General features: G+C 59.7%; 12 protein-coding genes. 8 read left to right on the forward strand and 4 right to left on the reverse strand.

The features are described 5' to 3' along the window. Nucleotides 1-42 precede the first annotated feature (42 nt). The 3 genes from LIX15_RS05230 to LIX15_RS05240 all read left to right on the forward strand — a co-directional run bounded on the left by LIX15_RS05230 (nt 43) and on the right by LIX15_RS05240 (nt 4,163). Nucleotides 43-2,022, forward strand: coding sequence for a MutS-related protein (locus LIX15_RS05230; protein WP_227776445.1), 1,980 nt, complete (start codon nt 43-45; stop codon nt 2,020-2,022). A gap of 777 nt (nt 2,023-2,799) precedes the next feature. Next, nucleotides 2,800-2,958, forward strand: a complete 159-nt coding sequence (locus LIX15_RS05235) for a DUF1059 domain-containing protein (protein ID WP_227776446.1) — start codon at nt 2,800-2,802, stop codon at nt 2,956-2,958. A gap of 74 nt (nt 2,959-3,032) precedes the next feature. After that, a complete protein-coding gene (locus LIX15_RS05240; protein WP_227776447.1) occupies nt 3,033-4,163 on the forward strand; it encodes an ORC1-type DNA replication protein in 1,131 nt (376 codons plus the stop codon). A 127-nt stretch (nt 4,164-4,290) separates the two neighbouring features. Here the strand turns inward: LIX15_RS05240 and LIX15_RS05245 are convergent, their stop codons facing one another. Further along, nucleotides 4,291-4,692 (reverse strand): carboxymuconolactone decarboxylase family protein, encoded by a 402-nt coding sequence (locus LIX15_RS05245; RefSeq protein ID WP_227776448.1) that lies wholly within the window; start codon nt 4,690-4,692, stop codon nt 4,291-4,293. A gap of 280 nt (nt 4,693-4,972) precedes the next feature. Between LIX15_RS05245 and uvrB the strand changes: the two genes are divergently transcribed. Then, entirely contained in the window at nt 4,973-7,039 is a 2,067-nt protein-coding gene (uvrB, locus tag LIX15_RS05250) for an excinuclease ABC subunit UvrB (protein WP_227776449.1), read from the forward strand. A gap of 10 nt (nt 7,040-7,049) precedes the next feature. Here uvrB and LIX15_RS05255 read toward each other — a convergent pair whose 3' ends face one another. Continuing rightward, on the reverse strand, nt 7,050-8,171 hold the full coding sequence (locus LIX15_RS05255) for an SPFH domain-containing protein (protein ID WP_227776450.1): 1,122 nt from the start codon (nt 8,169-8,171) through the stop codon (nt 7,050-7,052). Between the two features lie 701 nt (nt 8,172-8,872). Beyond that, nucleotides 8,873-10,606 (reverse strand): excinuclease ABC subunit C, encoded by a 1,734-nt coding sequence (locus LIX15_RS05260; protein WP_227776451.1) that lies wholly within the window; start codon nt 10,604-10,606, stop codon nt 8,873-8,875. Between the two features lie 243 nt (nt 10,607-10,849). Here LIX15_RS05260 and LIX15_RS05265 point away from each other — a divergent pair, with 243 nt between their 5' ends. Next, nucleotides 10,850-12,313, forward strand: a complete 1,464-nt coding sequence (locus LIX15_RS05265; RefSeq protein ID WP_227776452.1) for an arylsulfotransferase family protein — start codon at nt 10,850-10,852, stop codon at nt 12,311-12,313. A gap of 63 nt (nt 12,314-12,376) precedes the next feature. On the opposite strand, the gene LIX15_RS05270 is transcribed toward LIX15_RS05265, so the two are convergent. Further along, complete coding sequence (locus tag LIX15_RS05270; protein WP_227776453.1) at nt 12,377-12,979, reverse strand: hypothetical protein; 603 nt, start codon at nt 12,977-12,979, stop codon at nt 12,377-12,379. A gap of 89 nt (nt 12,980-13,068) precedes the next feature. Here LIX15_RS05270 and LIX15_RS05275 point away from each other — a divergent pair, with 89 nt between their 5' ends. The 3 genes from LIX15_RS05275 to LIX15_RS05285 are packed head-to-tail and all read left to right on the forward strand — an operon-like array spanning nt 13,069 to nt 15,160. Beyond that, nucleotides 13,069-13,323, forward strand: coding sequence for a DUF7967 family protein (locus LIX15_RS05275; RefSeq protein WP_227776454.1), 255 nt, complete (start codon nt 13,069-13,071; stop codon nt 13,321-13,323). 44 nt (nt 13,324-13,367) lie between these two features. Further along, entirely contained in the window at nt 13,368-14,285 is a 918-nt protein-coding gene (locus tag LIX15_RS05280) for an ABC transporter ATP-binding protein (protein WP_227776455.1), read from the forward strand. Beyond that, nucleotides 14,282-15,160, forward strand: a complete 879-nt coding sequence (locus LIX15_RS05285; protein ID WP_227776456.1) for an ABC transporter permease — start codon at nt 14,282-14,284, stop codon at nt 15,158-15,160. The genes LIX15_RS05280 and LIX15_RS05285 overlap by 4 nt, the downstream gene beginning before the upstream one ends. The last annotated feature ends 3 nt before the right edge of the window (nt 15,161-15,163 follow it).

Here is a 15,163-nt window from a genome sequence, read left to right on the forward strand (position 1 = left end):
GTCGGGAACGTTTTTTATGGGTGACGAAATATCACGGAGCGAATGGATTTCGAGGCGATACCGGGTGTCGGTGCGAAGACGGCCGACGCGCTCGCGGAACTCGATGATTCCGTAGACGCGCTTGAAACCGGCGATGTGGCCACTCTCGCACGAGCGCCCAGCATCTCAGAGGGGCGCGCTGCGGCCATCGCGCGCGCCGCCATCAGGATTCGACACGACGACCCGGGCGGCTTTCTCGCGACCGATAGGTCGCGCGAACTGTATCGTGACGTTCTCTCACTTCTGCAAGCGCGCGCCGTCACGACCTACGCCGAGAAGCGTCTCGAAACGCTGTATCCGAGCGCGACGGCCTCCCGCATCGAGGAAGTGCGCGAATTCACCGCGCGGGCGATGGAGCGCGAACCGACGGCCGAGGTGCGTGATGCGCTCGCAGGCGTCGAACCGCTCTCAACTCCGCGCGACGTGGCCGTCCGCGACCGTTGTTTGGCGACGACGGACGCCGAGCGATACGCGGAAGCCCGCGGAAAGATTCCCGAACTTCCCGTCGAAGTCGTCGAAGACGCCCGCGAGTTGGCCGAACTGGCGCGCGGCTACTCCACCGTCGTCGCGCTCGACGAATCGTTTACCGGCGTCACCGTCGAAGGAGATGTTCGCGTCGAACCCGACGCACTCGAAACCCCGGCGGAACTCGTCCCCGAGCGACCGCTGGCTTTCTTCGCGGAAAACCGGAAAACGCTGCTCGCCGCCGTGGAAGTGCATCAGGTTACAGAAATGCAGGCACCGCTCGACACAGAAACGCTGGAATCTGCGCTCGCACGCGTCACGGCGGACGGAAGCGTGACGGGCGACGACGAGCTGGCCCGCCTGACCGACGCGATAGCCGATTTGGACGCCGCCATCTCGATGGCCGAAAACGTCGCCAACGACCGACTACGGGACGCGATTCGGGAGCGCGACGTGACCATCGAAGGTTCGGATTTGTTGTCGTTGGTCGAACGAGGGGCTGGCGTCGATTCCCTCCTTTCGCGCGAGTTGGCGGACGAGTACGACGCCGCAATCGAGGCCGCTCGGGAGCACCTTGTGGAAACACTTGCGTTGGACTCTGGCGAAACCGAAATTGCCCGGCAGGCGTTCCCCGACGAACCCTCGTTTCCGGTCGAACACGACGAGAGCGTAATCGCGCGACTGAGGGAGCAGTTAGAAGCGGAAAAATCCCGGCGCGAAGAGCGACACAAACGCGATTTGGCGCGGACGCTCGCCGACGAGCGCGAGTCGGCGGAGGAACTCGTCCGCGCCGCGCTCGAACTGGACGTGGAACTCGCCGTGTCCCGATTTTCGCGGGATTTCGACTGCGTGCTACCGGAATTCGATTCTGACCTGAACGGGTTCGAAATCGTCGGGGGGCGATCTCCCATGCTTGACGTGGAGTTCTCGGCGGTCGAACCGGTCGATTACGGCGTTTCGGGCGTCGCGCTCCTCTCGGGCGTCAACAGCGGCGGAAAAACATCGACGCTCGATTTAGTGGCTCTCATCGTCATCCTCGCGCACATGGGGCTTCCGGTGCCCGCCGAGTCGGTTCGATTGAGGAGATTCGCGGAACTCCACTACCACGGCAAGACGCAGGGCACCCTCGACGCCGGGGCGTTCGAGAGCACGCTTCGGGAGTTCGCCTCCCTCGCGGACGGGGAAGCGGGCCGGCTCGTGCTGGTGGACGAACTCGAAAGTATCACGGAACCCGGAGCCAGCGCGAAAATCATCGCCGGAATTTTAGAGGAACTCGGCGAGCGCGACGTAACCGGCGTGTTCGTCTCCCATCTCGCTGACGAGATCCGGGACGTGGCCGACGAGGCGGTTGCAGTGGACGGTATCGAGGCGAAGGGATTGGTTGACGGTGAGCTGGTCGTCGAGCGTTCTCCGGTGAAAGACCACCTCGCGCGTTCCACGCCGGAGTTAATCGTTGAAAAGCTGGCGGACGCTGGCGAGAGCGGATTTTACGAACGATTGCTTGAGAAATTCGACTAGGACTGGAACGTATTTTGGACTTGGTCGAGAGAGTTTATTCTGCCTACCAAGGATTTTTCGTCGCTGTCTACTCCAGTATTGCTAGCTCTTTCGTGGTGTAGCTATTCCCGACATCTATCAAACCCACAACTGCGACACAGGAGATGGTTACTTTGTTTTCTCTGCGCTAGCTATCGCCGACTCCCATCATACCGCCACCCCCCACATTCCTCCCTAACCGACCCCCTGTACTCGCTAACGATTGTTTCAGTCGTCCCTCGCACGCTGTCGGCACAAGCCCTCGGACGACCGCTGTCCTCGGGCTTGTCCCAGCGCGCCACAGGGAACGTCCAACCTTCTCAAATAGTCACGAACTTCCTCGGTACGCGATGACGAACCTCTGGCGAGGTTCGTCCGCACGAGGGACGAACGAGCGACGTTCTCGTGAGCGAACGTGAACGAGATCCTCGAAAACCTTCGATTTTCAGGATGTAACGAACACGGTGGTTCGTAACCAATCCGGACGAGGTTCGCTCGTCCAGAGCGAGAGAGGAGGTTGGGAAAGACGAGGTGCGGTAGTTAGGAGTCGGCAGTAGCTAACGATAAAAAAGAATAAAAATCAGACAATAAACAATTCGTAGACTCGTGATTGGCTACCGACAGTGAAAAATCGATTGCCAATTCCCAAACGACTCCGAACCACGCCCAACCCTGCACAGCCAGAAATATTACCTACACACCACCCGTCACCGTTTGCACCCCGGAGAGGGGAGACAACACCGAACGGAGGACACACAAATGGCACACCAGTTCGAATGCACGCAACAGGATTGTGACTTCATGGTTCGGGCGAACGACGAAAATGAAGTCATCGAAATGGTTCAAGAACACGCCCAGAATCGACACGGTATGTCGATGGACAGAAACGACATTGAAGGCGCAATTCAACAGAGCTAGGCCCGAAGCGTCCATTTCATCGACTTTTTGTCGCTGGCGAAGGATTAAGTACCTCCGGAAGCGTGGTGAAAGTGATGGCAGACGACCCCGACGAGGGGATGTTGTCGTGGGACGAGTCGGTGTTCCGCGAGGAACACGTCTTCGAAATCGACTACGTGCCGGAGACGTTCGAACACCGCGCGTCCCAGATGCAGAGCCTTCAGTACGCGCTCAGACCAGCAGTTCGCGGGTCGCGCCCCCTCAACGTCATGGCGCGCGGGCCGCCCGGGACTGGCAAGACGACCGCGGTTCAGAAACTGTTCGACGAACTGTCGGCCCAAACCGACGTACGAACCGTGCGCGTCAACTGCCAAGTCGATTCGACGCGGTACGCGATCTTCTCCCGCATCTTCGAGGGGATTTTCGAGTACGAACCGCCGTCGAGCGGCATCTCGTTCAAAAAGCTGTTCCGCCAGATTACCGAAAAGCTGGTCGAAGAGGACGAGGTTCTCGTGGTCGCGCTGGACGACGTGAACTACCTGTTCTACGAAGGCGAAGCTTCGGACACCCTCTACTCGCTCCTGCGCGCCCACGAAGCCCACAGCGGGGCGAAAATCGGCGTCATCGTCGTCTCCTCGGACCTCAACTTGGACGTTATCGAGGAGTTGGACACGCGGGTACAGAGCGTCTTCCGACCGGAGGACGTTTACTTCCCCGTCTACGACCGCGAGGAGATAATCGGCATCCTCGGCGAGCGCGTCAAACGCGGCTTCCACGAGGGCGTCATCGGTTCCGAAGTGCTGGAGCGCGTCGCCGAACTCACCGCCGAAAGCGGCGACCTCCGGGTCGGCATCGACCTGCTCCGCCGCGCCGGACTGAACGCCGAGATGCGCGCCAGCCGAACTGTCAGCTTACAGGACGTAGAGGACGCCTACGAGAAATCCAAGTTCGTCCACCTCAGTCACAGCCTGCACGCGCTCAGCAGTAACGAGGTCGCGCTCGTCCGCGTCATCGCGGAACATGACGGCGAACGGGCGGGGGACGTGTACGAGGCGTTTCACGACGAAACCGATTTGGGCTACACGCGCTACTCGGAAATCATCAACAAACTCGACCAACTCGGCATCATCGACGCCACCTACACCAACGTCGAAGGCAGGGGGCGGTCGCGGTCGCTGTCGTTGCGGTACGACCCGGATGCGGTGTTGGCAAGGTTGGACGACTGAAGGTTTTAGTCGGAGTTGTCGTGCCTTTTTCCTACCTTGAATTTGCCACAGAGCGACGGCAAAACTCGCCCGCAGAACATCCGGGAGAGCAGATTTCGACGGATAAATGAACGGGTAAGCCGCCGGATCAGTCGGCTTCTGCGGCCGCCCTTTGTTCTTTGATGTGTTCGACAATCTCGTCAGTTTCATCGACGAAATCGTCCAAATCGACTTCCGCCCCGTGGAGAATCGTCGAGAAGTACTGCGTCGTACTGGCGAGGTTGACGGCTTCTTCCAATTCGGCCTCCGTTACGTCCTCCATCCGTGCCTCCTCCTTGTGAAAGTGGCTGCAGTACGGACATTTGATGGCGGCCGATACGCCGACCCCGATGAGCGCTTTCTCCCGTGCGGACAGTTCGGTTTCTCCGAGTTCGAAGTCCCGGACGAGTCCCCAACTGTGGTCGTTCGCCGGTTCCGAGAGATTGTCTATCCACGTTGGAACCAGTCCGAGATGTTCTTCTACCTCTTTTCGTGTTTCAGTCGATACCATGTTCCTCCCCCCGTTAGATTTCCAACCCACGCTGGAAATCCGATTATAAATACAATCAGCAGAGCAAAGAAAATCATCTAATGGAGTCTGATAGGACGAATTATGCATTATCAATCGGATTTCTGGATTTCATTGTGCTGTTCTCGGGAACATGAAACGGAATGAGTCGAATCGGTTTTAGAACTATACGTTGGTCGAGTTACCGACAGATGCTATTTTTCATTCCTCGGAATCCGACAAACGACCGTCTCAAGTACCTCGAATCCCTACGGAAAACACCATGAGTGACACCCAGTCAGGGCCGCTCAGGCCCGACAACCCGGATGCCGAAACCGAGTTCCGGGTGGACGCCCCGTTCGACCCGGCAGGTGACCAACCCGAAGCCATCGAGCAGTTGGCGGCAGGGTACGACGAGGGAATGGAAAAACAGACCCTGCTGGGCGTCACGGGGTCGGGAAAGACGAACACGGTTTCGTGGGTAATTGAGGAAATCCAGAAGCCGACACTGGTCATCGCCCACAACAAGACGCTGGCGGCGCAGTTGTACGAGGAGTTCCGGAACCTGTTTCCCGACAACGCCGTGGAGTATTTCGTCTCCTACTACGACTACTATCAGCCCGAGGCCTACGTCGAGCAGACCGACACCTACATCGACAAGGACGCCTCCATCAACGAGGAAATCGACCGCCTCCGCCACTCCGCCACGCGGTCCCTGCTGACCCGCGACGACGTAATCGTCGTCGCCTCCGTTTCCGCGATTTACGGACTCGGTGACCCGCGCAACTACGAGGAAATGAGCCTGCGACTCGAAGTCGGCGAAGAAATCGGGCGCGACGAACTGCTCGCCCGCCTCGTGGATTTGAACTACGAACGCAACGACGTTGACTTCACGCAGGGAACCTTCCGCGTCCGGGGCGACACCGTCGAAATCTTCCCGATGTACGGGCGGTACGCGGTTCGCGTCGAACTGTGGGGCGACGAAATTGACCGGATGGTGAAAATCGACCCGCTCGAGGGCGAGGTCAAATCCCAGGAACCAGCCGTCCTCGTCCACCCGGCGGAACACTACTCGATTCCGGAACAGACGATGGCCGACGCCATCGCCGAAGTTGAGTCCGATTTGGAAGACAGGATTCGCTACTTCGAGCGAAACGGTGACCTCGTTGCCGCCCAGCGAATCGAGGAACGAACGACGTTCGATTTGGAGATGATGAAGGAGGCGGGGTACTGTTCGGGCATCGAGAACTACTCCGTCTATCTCTCCGACCGCGAAGTCGGCGAAGCGCCGTACACCCTGCTCGATTACTTCCCCGACGACTTCCTCTGCGTCATCGACGAATCCCACCAGACGGTGCCGCAAATCAAGGGCCAGTTCGCGGGCGACAAATCCCGCAAAGATTCGCTGGTTGAAAACGGCTTCAGACTGCCAACGGCCTACGACAACCGCCCGCTCACGTTCGAGGAGTTCGAGGAGAAAAGTGCGCGAACCCTCTACATCTCCGCGACGCCTGCCGATTACGAACAGGAAGAAAGCGAGCAGGTGGTCGAGCAAATCGTTCGTCCGACGCACCTCGTCGACCCGATGGTCGAAATTAGCGACGCATCAGGGCAGATAGACGACCTGATGAGCAGAATCGATGCGCGAGTCGAAGACGACGAGCGCGTCCTCGTCACGACGCTGACGAAGCGGATGGCCGAAGATCTCACCGAATACTTAGAAGAGGCGGGCGTCGCCGTCGAGTACATGCACGACGAGACGGACACGCTCGAACGCCACGAACTGGTTCGCGGCCTTCGACTGGGCGAGTTCGACGTGCTGGTCGGCATCAACCTGCTTCGGGAAGGGTTGGACATTCCAGAGGTATCGATGGTCGCTATTCTCGACGCCGACCAGCAAGGGTTCCTGCGTTCGGAAACCTCGCTCGTCCAGACGATGGGTCGCGCGGCACGCAACGTCAACGGCGAAGTTGTGCTGTACGCCGACGAGGTGACCGACGCGATGGAGGCCGCGATGGACGAAACCTGGCGCAGGCGCGAGATTCAGCGAGAGTTCAACGAGGAACACGGCTTCGAGCCCCAAACCATCGACAAAGAGGTCTCGGAGGCGAACCTACCGGGAAGCAAAACCGACACCAGCAGTGTCACGGGAAGCGCACCCGAAACCGACGAGGAGGCGGCCCAGTACATCGAGGAGTTGGAAGCGCGAATGCAGGAGGCCGCGAGCAATCTTGAGTTCGAACTGGCAGCCGACATCCGCGACCGGATTCAGGACGTTCGCGCGGAGTTCGAGGTGGACATGGGAATCGAACCCGAGCGAGGCGTCGAACCCGAACTGGACGAGTTCTGACCGAGAATCGTTAGTTCGACTCGGGTTCCGTTTTCGGAGTGTGGGTGATGTCGTCTACGTCGTTATCGAGTTCTGCCAGCATCTCGTCGATGTCGTCCAGACCCAACATCTTCTCCGTCTCGGGGTCGAACTCGTTGCTCTCCAGCATCGCGCCGTTGTCCCGAACGTCGCTTCCCGAGAGATGTTTGCCGTAGCGACCCACCAATGACGAGAGTTCCTGCGGCAGAACGAAGGTGGACGATTTGCTCTCGCCGATTCGTTTGAGCGAATCCATGCCGCGGTCGATGATTGCCCGTTCACCCATCGACTCGGCGGATTTCGCACGGAGGACGATGGAAACCGCATCACCTTGCGCTTCGAGAATCTGACTTTGTTTTTCCCCTTGTGCCCGGATGATGTTCGACGCTTTTTGGCCTTCCGCCGACTCGATGGCGCTCCGGCGTTCGCCCTGCGCTTCGAGAATCATCGCTCTTCTGCGGCGCTCCGCGCTGGTTTGTTGCTCCATCGCGCCGACGACGGAACGACTCGGCATGACTTCGCGGACTTCGACGCTCTCGACGCGAATCCCCCACTCGTCCGTCGGCGGGTCGATTTCCTCGCGAATTCGCGTGTTGATAACGTCCCGGCGGCTGAGCGTTTCGTCCAATTTCATATCGCCCAGCACGGCACGGAGGGTCGTCTGACCGAGGTTGGAAACGGCCTTCTCGTAGTTATCGACCCCGAGGAATGCGCGCTCCGGGTCCATCACCCTAACGAAGAGAACTGCATCCGCGACGACCGGCGAGTTGTCCTCCGTGATGGCTTCCTGCTTCGGCACGTCGAACACCCGCGTTCGCATGTCGAATCGGTGCGTCGCGCTGACGAACGGCGGGATGAAGTGGATGCCGGGGTCGAGGAGTTTCCGGTACTCACCGAAGACGGTCAGCGCGCGCTTTTCGTAGGGGCCGACGATTTCCACGGCGCTGTTCACCGTGATTACGGCGAGTCCGAGGAGGAGAATCCCCGCAATCGCTATCGCGTCGAGATAGGGCAACGCGAGAAAGAAGAAGGCGACGAACGCGATTGCGAGGAGGATCGACCCTGCGCTCACCCTCGCGGTCGTCTTGCCGAGCGTGTAGAGGGGGTGGTTCATGTATGTGAGTTAAGGCACCAATCGCTTAACAGTTACGTGCTAACGAATAGCAGAGAGTTTGGTTGGATTGGCCGACTCGATTTACAACGAGACAGAACCCGAATCAGCGATTCTGAATTTACTCTCGTGTTTTCCGCAGTTCCCGACCCTAATGAAACCGCAACCGCACCGTCGACGCAAACCTCACCCACCCCATCCGACTCCTTCACTACGTTCAGTCGCCCCTCGCGCGACTTTCTCGTGCCTTCTCGGACTTGTCGTCCGAGAAGGCACGAGAGCGCGCGCCACGTGGAAAATTCGAATTCTCGAATCGATGCAAACGCTGTGACGCGTGCGTCGGCAGGCCTGCGAGCACTCCTCCCGAAGGCTAACCGATTATCGCGCGAGGTCATCGTGAGCGAGCGAACGGCTCGTCAGAGCTCGTCTCTGACGGTGGATGAGTGACCGAGCGCCAGCGAGAGAACGAATCGGGTGGAGAGGTGGGTGGACGGGTGCGGGGGAAGAGGCGGTCATTTGCTGCCGTGACTTGCTGACGACGAATCTGCACGGAGATGGGTTACACACTGCAAGTTCCGTTGCCGTGGCAGTCGTGTGTTGTCAGAAACAGCTAGCCTCACTGCTAACTGTGCCTCCGGGGAAAGTAACGCTCTCGCCACGACACCACTGCTCAACACACCCGCCATCAAATCGTTAGTCAAAAGTCAAAACCGGTCTCGAATCGCGGAAACGGTCTTTTCACCAACTCCTTGCACCTCTCGCAGTTCCGCATCAGACGCGCTCCGAATCCCATCCAAACTCCCGAACCGGCGGAACAGCTTTCGCCGGGTTTCCGGACCGACGCCTCGAACTCCATCCAATTCGGTCGAAATATCGTCGCGGAGGGTCTGATGGTACTGAACCGCGAATCTATGGGCTTCGTCGCGCACTCGCTGAAGGACGTGGAGTTGGGGCGCATCGCTCGGCCAGTCGAAGGTTCGGGTCGGCGCGACGACGATTTCCTCGGCCTTAGCGAGACCGACGGCGGACACGTCCCACCCGACTTCGGCCAGCGCTTCGCGCGCGGCGTCCAGCTGGCCCCGTCCGCCGTCGATGAGGAGCAGGTCGGGGTCGGGTCGTTCGTCGCGCCCCGCCACCGCTCGCTCCGCGCGCCAGCGAATGAGAGTTCGCATGTTGTCGTAATCGTCGTTTTTCTCGTCCAGCTTTTTCCGCCGATAATCCGATTTTTCGGGCGATCCATCGACGAACACGACGTTACTGCCGACGACGGAAGACCCCTGCGCGTGGCTCACGTCGAATCCCTCGATTCGCTCGATTGGGGACATGGAAAGTTCGTCGGCCAAGGCCCGCAGTTCGTCGGGGGCGTTCGCTCCCCGTCGGGCGTTTTTCAGCGCCAAATCGACGAGTGTCGCTTCCCGGCCCGCGCCCGGAACGCGAACCGCGACTCCTTCCGCGTCCAACCAGTCCAGTACGTCCGCGTCGTTCGGGCGCTCCGAGAGCAGGAGGGCGTCGGGGAGTTCCCGCTCGGCGTAGAACTGCGGGATGAAGCCGGCGAACACCGCGGCCACATCGTCGCCGTCCGGCACGGAAAGCGTGTGCCGGTCGCGGTCAACGAGCTGGCCCCGTTCGCTGTGCAGTCGGGCAACGGTCGCCCGCTCACCCTCAACTGACGCGCCGAGCACGTCTACTGTTCGCTCGTCGGTCTGGGAAGAAATCGCGTCGGCGTCGCCGCCGTGGAACGATTCGACTGCTTCGAGTCGGTCGCGGAGGTTGGCCGCGCGTTCGAACTCGCGGCTCTGGGCCGATTCTTCCATCTCGCGTCGGAGCGGGGTTGCCAGCACGTCCGTCTCGCCGCCCAAGAATCGCTCGACGCTTTCCACGTCGGCGAGGTACGCCTCGCGCCCGATTTCGTTCGTACAGGGCGCGGTACAGAGGCCGATGTCGTAGTCCAGACAGGGGCGGTCGCGGTTGGCGAACTTGTGATCCGAACAGCCTCGGATTCCGTAGGTTTCCCGGAGCGCCTTGACGACGGTTTCCACGTTCACTTTGCTCGTGAACGGCCCGAAAACGGTCGCTCCTTTGCGATTCGGGTCACGGGTAATCTCGATTTGCGGAAACTCGTGACCGGTCACCTGCACGAGCGGGTACGATTTGTCGTCCTTCAAGCGAACGTTGTACCGCGGCTGGTAGCGCTTGATGAGGTTCGCTTCCAGCAAGAGCGCCTGCGTTTCCGTGTCGGTCACCGCGAAATCTAGCGCGTCGGCGCGTTCGACCATCCGGCCGATGCGATTGCTTCGAGGGTCTGCGTACGACCGTACACGCGAACGAAGGTCAACAGCCTTCCCGACGTACCGGACGGTGTCGCCCTCCAAAAACTGATACACGCCGGGCTCACGGGGAAGTTCCGTCGCGCGTTCTCTGACCGTTGCCGCGTCCATCGGTTTCGGCTAGCCGTCGCGGAAGTTTGAACCTGTCCCTATCGGGGGATTGTTCGGGATATCGTGTGCTAGCACGGCGACATATTATGCTTGACAGTAATATACTGTTTGCCATCTTCGACCAATCGTTTTTATTCGGTGGAGCCACGTTAGTGGGGATAGAGCATGGCTAATTGCAAGGAAACGATGGTACTGATTGCAAATCGAACCGGATGGACGGACGTCCATCGATAACCGAATCTAATGATTTCAATCTCGAAACGCCGCCTTCGAGCGCTGTTCGCCGCCCTCCTCATGCTGTCGGTTCTGACAGTCGGATACGGAGTTGCGACATCGTGGACGGAGACGACGTTTGAATCCTACATCGACGGCAATGACGTGAATCGAGAAGCGCAGGTCGCCCCCGAAGCGAATGGCATCACGGTCATCGCGACGGACTCTAATTCGTGGCGAGGACAGGCCAGCGAGGGACCGCGCGCGAGAGCCGAACTCGTCGCGTTGAATCCGGACGGGACGATGAAGTATTACAACGACACTCACACGCGCTACTGGGACGTCGACCCCGTTCCGGGAACGGACGCGACGGTCGAGTACTCCTACGCTGACCACCTCGACGGAAACGAGTGCCCGAGCGCCGACGAGTGGAACGCGAGCGACTACGGCGTGAGTCAAGAGATGTGGGACACCTACTACGACACCCACGGCGACGTGAACGCCTGCACGTTCAACGGCGTCGAGCGCGTGAACCTCACGACCGGCGACGTCGAAAACGTGTGGGGCCACCCGACGCCCGGAAAGGAAGCGTCGCGGTACCACGACGTTGACCGCATCAACGAGACGCATCTCGTCGTCGCCGACATTTACCTCGACGGCGTGTTCGTCGTGAACACCGAATCCGACGAACTCGAATGGCGTTGGAACGCCTCCGACGACTTCGACCCCGAAGCGACCGGCGGCCCGTTCCCGAAAGACTGGTCGCACATCAACGACGTGGAAGTCCTCGACGACGGGCGAATCACGGTGAGCGCCCGTAATCTCGACCGCGTGGTGTTCCTCTCCGCGGACGACCACACCGCCATCAAGGAACAGACGCTCGGCGAGGAGGATAACTACGGTATCCTCTACGAACAGCACAATCCCGACTACATCAACGAATCTAACGGCGGGCCCGCAGAAATCGTCGCCGACAGCGAGAACAACCGCGTCATCGAATACCAGCGGAACGGCGACGGCAACTGGGAACAGACGTGGATATGGCGAGACGGGCGAATGCAGTGGCCCCGCGACGCAGACCGCCTGCCGAACGGCCACACCCTCATCGGCGATTCGAACGGTAACCGCGTCTTCGAAGTCGATGAAAACGGCAAAATCGTCTGGCAACTCAACATCGCGTTCCCCTACGAAGTGGAGCGTCTCGAAACCGGTGACGAATCGACAGGCGGCCCGAGTGCCCAATCCGCAGACGTCGCATCCCGCACCGGAAACGTCGGCGACCAGTTCTGGATTGCCGTGAAGAACTTCATCCCAGGAAAATATCTGAACGGGTTGATGTATATCACGCCCGTCTGGATGGGCGTTCCCGAAGTGTTCGCCATCGCGCTCGGCCTCGTCGTCGCCCTCATCTGGGGTGGCATCGAAGCCAATTGGTACGTGAATCGCCGCCGGGAAACGGCAGGTGACGGCACCGAAGAGCAATCGATGGACTGAGGCGAACGCCGATTTTAGACTAAAACCGGCGTTCGGTGCAGAATTGATTTTCGCGCATCGAACTTACTGCTGAACCTCTTCCCGTCCGAGCGCGGATCGAATCCGGCGGGCCGCGTCTTCGGCTTCGTTGCCGTTTACGGGCACGTAAATCGGATCTCTACCGGCACGTTCGATAACTAACTCCTCCGACCGAGTCACGAAGTACAGCGTGCCGAGCGCGAACGCGGAAAAAAACAACACGCCGCCAATCAGCAGTAACGCATCCATGAGGATGCCGAACACGATTGCCATCGAGGAAATCATCTGGCCGACGTCGCCGATAATTTGGTCGTTCGAAGCCTCCGTACTGCCGAGTTTGGCGAGGAGACCGCTGCTATTTATCAAAAATGCGCCGCCGAGGAGGATGAGTCCGTAGACGACGCTCCGGATGGTCCACGAGAGGTAACCATCTCGACCGGTCGGTTGGACGCTGGCATTGAGGACGTTCGGACGGTCTGCGTGGTCGAATCGCCGACCGCCGCCCTCCGGCATAAACGCGAGCACGCGATGGCTCGTCACCGCGATTCGCGCGCCATCCAGTTCGATTTCCTCCTCGATATCCTCGCCCGCGAACAGCATATCCAGCAGTCGGTCGTCTGACGCCTCGGACAGCGGGGACTGTCGCATCGTTTATCGGGTCAATCACCGAGTTAAATAAGGTTGCGGCTACGTCATCTCTCGCCAGATACAAATTTGCGACGAAAGAACGTTCGAGCATGACCGACGTGCGCGTCTGGCTCGTGGAGCGAACGTACAGTGACCGCGACCTACTGACGCTGGTGTATGCGACGCCGGACGGCGAACGATACCTCCAAAAGGAACTGGCCGGGCGACTGGGCGGCGAGACGACCGCCGCAATCGAAGTCGAACGAGACAGGCTATCGTCCGTGGCAGACGACAGCCGTCAGCAGCGCTACGCCGAGGAAGCAAAGCGAATGGCTGAAAAACATGAGCCGAACGACACGGTGTGACACAGAACAGTACTGTTTTATGTCCGTTCCAGCAACCCGGAACCATGACCGCCATCCGACTCGACGGCGTGACAAAACGCTACGGTAGCGTTACCGCCGTCAACGACCTCTCGCTTGACGTGAGAGAGGGAGAGGTGTTCGGTTTTCTCGGGCCGAACGGCGCGGGGAAATCGACGACGATCAACCTCATCCTCGACTTCATTCGGCCGAGCGAGGGCACCGTTACCGTCCTCGGGCGCGATGCGCAAAAAGAGAGCGTCGCCGTCCGCGAACGAACTGGCGTCCTCCCCGAGGGATTTTCCGTCTACGACCGACTGACCGGAAGACAACATCTGGAGTTCGCTATCGAATCGAAGGAGACAGAAGACGACCCCGACGAACTCCTCGACCGAGTCGGACTGTCGCCGGAGGACGGGGACAGAAAGGCGGGCGGCTATTCGAAAGGGATGGCCCAACGCCTCGCGTTTGCGATGGCGCTCGTCGGCGAACCCGACCTGTTGATTCTGGACGAACCATCGACCGGTCTCGACCCGAACGGTGCGCGCGAGATGCGCGAAATCGTAAGAGCGGAAAAAGAGCGCGGCGCGACCATCTTCTTTTCCAGCCACATCCTCGGGCAGGTCGAAGCCGTCTGCGACCGCGTCGGAATCCTGCACGAAGGCGAACTCGTCGCGGAGGACTCCATCGAAGGACTTCGACAGAACGTCGGCGGCGACACTGCGATTACGGTCGAAACGAAGTCGCTTTCGTCCGATGCCGTGTCCGAGGTGCGTGACCTCGACGGCGTGACGAACGTCAACCGGGACGGAAACGAGTTGTTCGTCACCTGTGATTCGGAGGCTAAAACGACCGTCATCGCCACGCTGGAAAACGCAGGGGCGGATGTAGTGGACTTCGAAACCGACGAAACCTCGCTCGAAGACCTCTTTATTAGCTACACGGAACAGGAGGCCACGGCATGACGTGGAAAGCGGTCGCCCGAAAGGATTTCCACGATTCGCTTCGGTCGCGGTGGTTCTGGGTCATCTCCGCGATTTTCGTCGGTTTATTCATCGGAAGCGCGTACTTCGTCGGGCAAGGATTAGGAAACATAGACGAGCAAGTTAGTTCCGACGCTTTCCTCGGCCTGCTCGGTGGACAGGTCGTCGCGCTTCTCGTTCCGCTCATCGCGCTCGTCGTGGCCTACAACGCCATCGTCGGCGAGCGAGAATCGGGCACGATAAAACTCATGCTGTCGCTTCCCCACTCCCGGCAGGATGTCGTTGTCGGAAAGCTACTCGGGCGGAGCGGCGTCATCGCCGTCCCGATTCTGCTCGGCATGGTGGCCGCCGCAATCGCCCTCGTCGTCTTCGGCATCAACCTCAAAATCGTGAGTTATCTGCTGTTTACGGTGCTGACGATTGCGCTCGGCGTGACGTTCGTCAGCCTCGCCATCGGTATTTCGGCCGCCGCGTCCACGAACCGCCGCGCGATGGTCGCCTCCGTCGCGTTGTACGTCGTGTTCACGCAGTTCTGGATGTACGCCCGCCGGGTGGTACTCGTCCTCAACGACAAACTCTCGCTCGAGTTGGAGACGGTCGAAGTCGTCAAATATGGACTGTTCATCAAATACTTCAATCCGGTTCGCGCCTACGAGACGCTGGTCGAATCGCTGTACGCGAACTCGACGCTCGGAGCGCGACTGTATGGCGCGGGGCAGTTCGGCCCGATCCTCGAACAGCAGATCGGGTCGGTGCCGTTCTACCTCTCGAATCCTGTCGTGATAGCCCAGTTCCTGCTCTGGTTGCTCGTTCCAGTCGCGGTGGGGTACCTGCTCTTCGACAGGGCGGAACTGTAAGGT

This window comes from Haladaptatus pallidirubidus (assembly GCF_020700235.1).
In the GTDB taxonomy this organism is placed as follows: Archaea; Halobacteriota; Halobacteria; order Halobacteriales; family Haladaptataceae; genus Haladaptatus; species Haladaptatus pallidirubidus.

What these genes read in the sequence shown, in the direction of transcription:
- LIX15_RS05230 (WP_227776445.1), top strand. Translation starts at nt 43, where the DNA reads ATGGATTTCGAGGCGATACCGGGTGTCGGTGCGAAGACGGCCGACGCG.
- LIX15_RS05235 (WP_227776446.1), top strand. Translation starts at nt 2,800, where the DNA reads ATGGCACACCAGTTCGAATGCACGCAACAGGATTGTGACTTCATGGTT.
- LIX15_RS05240 (WP_227776447.1), top strand. Translation starts at nt 3,033, where the DNA reads ATGGCAGACGACCCCGACGAGGGGATGTTGTCGTGGGACGAGTCGGTG.
- LIX15_RS05245 (WP_227776448.1), bottom strand. Translation starts at nt 4,692, where the DNA reads ATGGTATCGACTGAAACACGAAAAGAGGTAGAAGAACATCTCGGACTG.
- uvrB (WP_227776449.1), top strand. Translation starts at nt 4,973, where the DNA reads ATGAGTGACACCCAGTCAGGGCCGCTCAGGCCCGACAACCCGGATGCC.
- LIX15_RS05255 (WP_227776450.1), bottom strand. Translation starts at nt 8,171, where the DNA reads ATGAACCACCCCCTCTACACGCTCGGCAAGACGACCGCGAGGGTGAGC.
- LIX15_RS05260 (WP_227776451.1), bottom strand. Translation starts at nt 10,606, where the DNA reads ATGGACGCGGCAACGGTCAGAGAACGCGCGACGGAACTTCCCCGTGAG.
- LIX15_RS05265 (WP_227776452.1), top strand. Translation starts at nt 10,850, where the DNA reads ATGATTTCAATCTCGAAACGCCGCCTTCGAGCGCTGTTCGCCGCCCTC.
- LIX15_RS05270 (WP_227776453.1), bottom strand. Translation starts at nt 12,979, where the DNA reads ATGCGACAGTCCCCGCTGTCCGAGGCGTCAGACGACCGACTGCTGGAT.
- LIX15_RS05275 (WP_227776454.1), top strand. Translation starts at nt 13,069, where the DNA reads ATGACCGACGTGCGCGTCTGGCTCGTGGAGCGAACGTACAGTGACCGC.
- LIX15_RS05280 (WP_227776455.1), top strand. Translation starts at nt 13,368, where the DNA reads ATGACCGCCATCCGACTCGACGGCGTGACAAAACGCTACGGTAGCGTT.
- LIX15_RS05285 (WP_227776456.1), top strand. Translation starts at nt 14,282, where the DNA reads ATGACGTGGAAAGCGGTCGCCCGAAAGGATTTCCACGATTCGCTTCGG.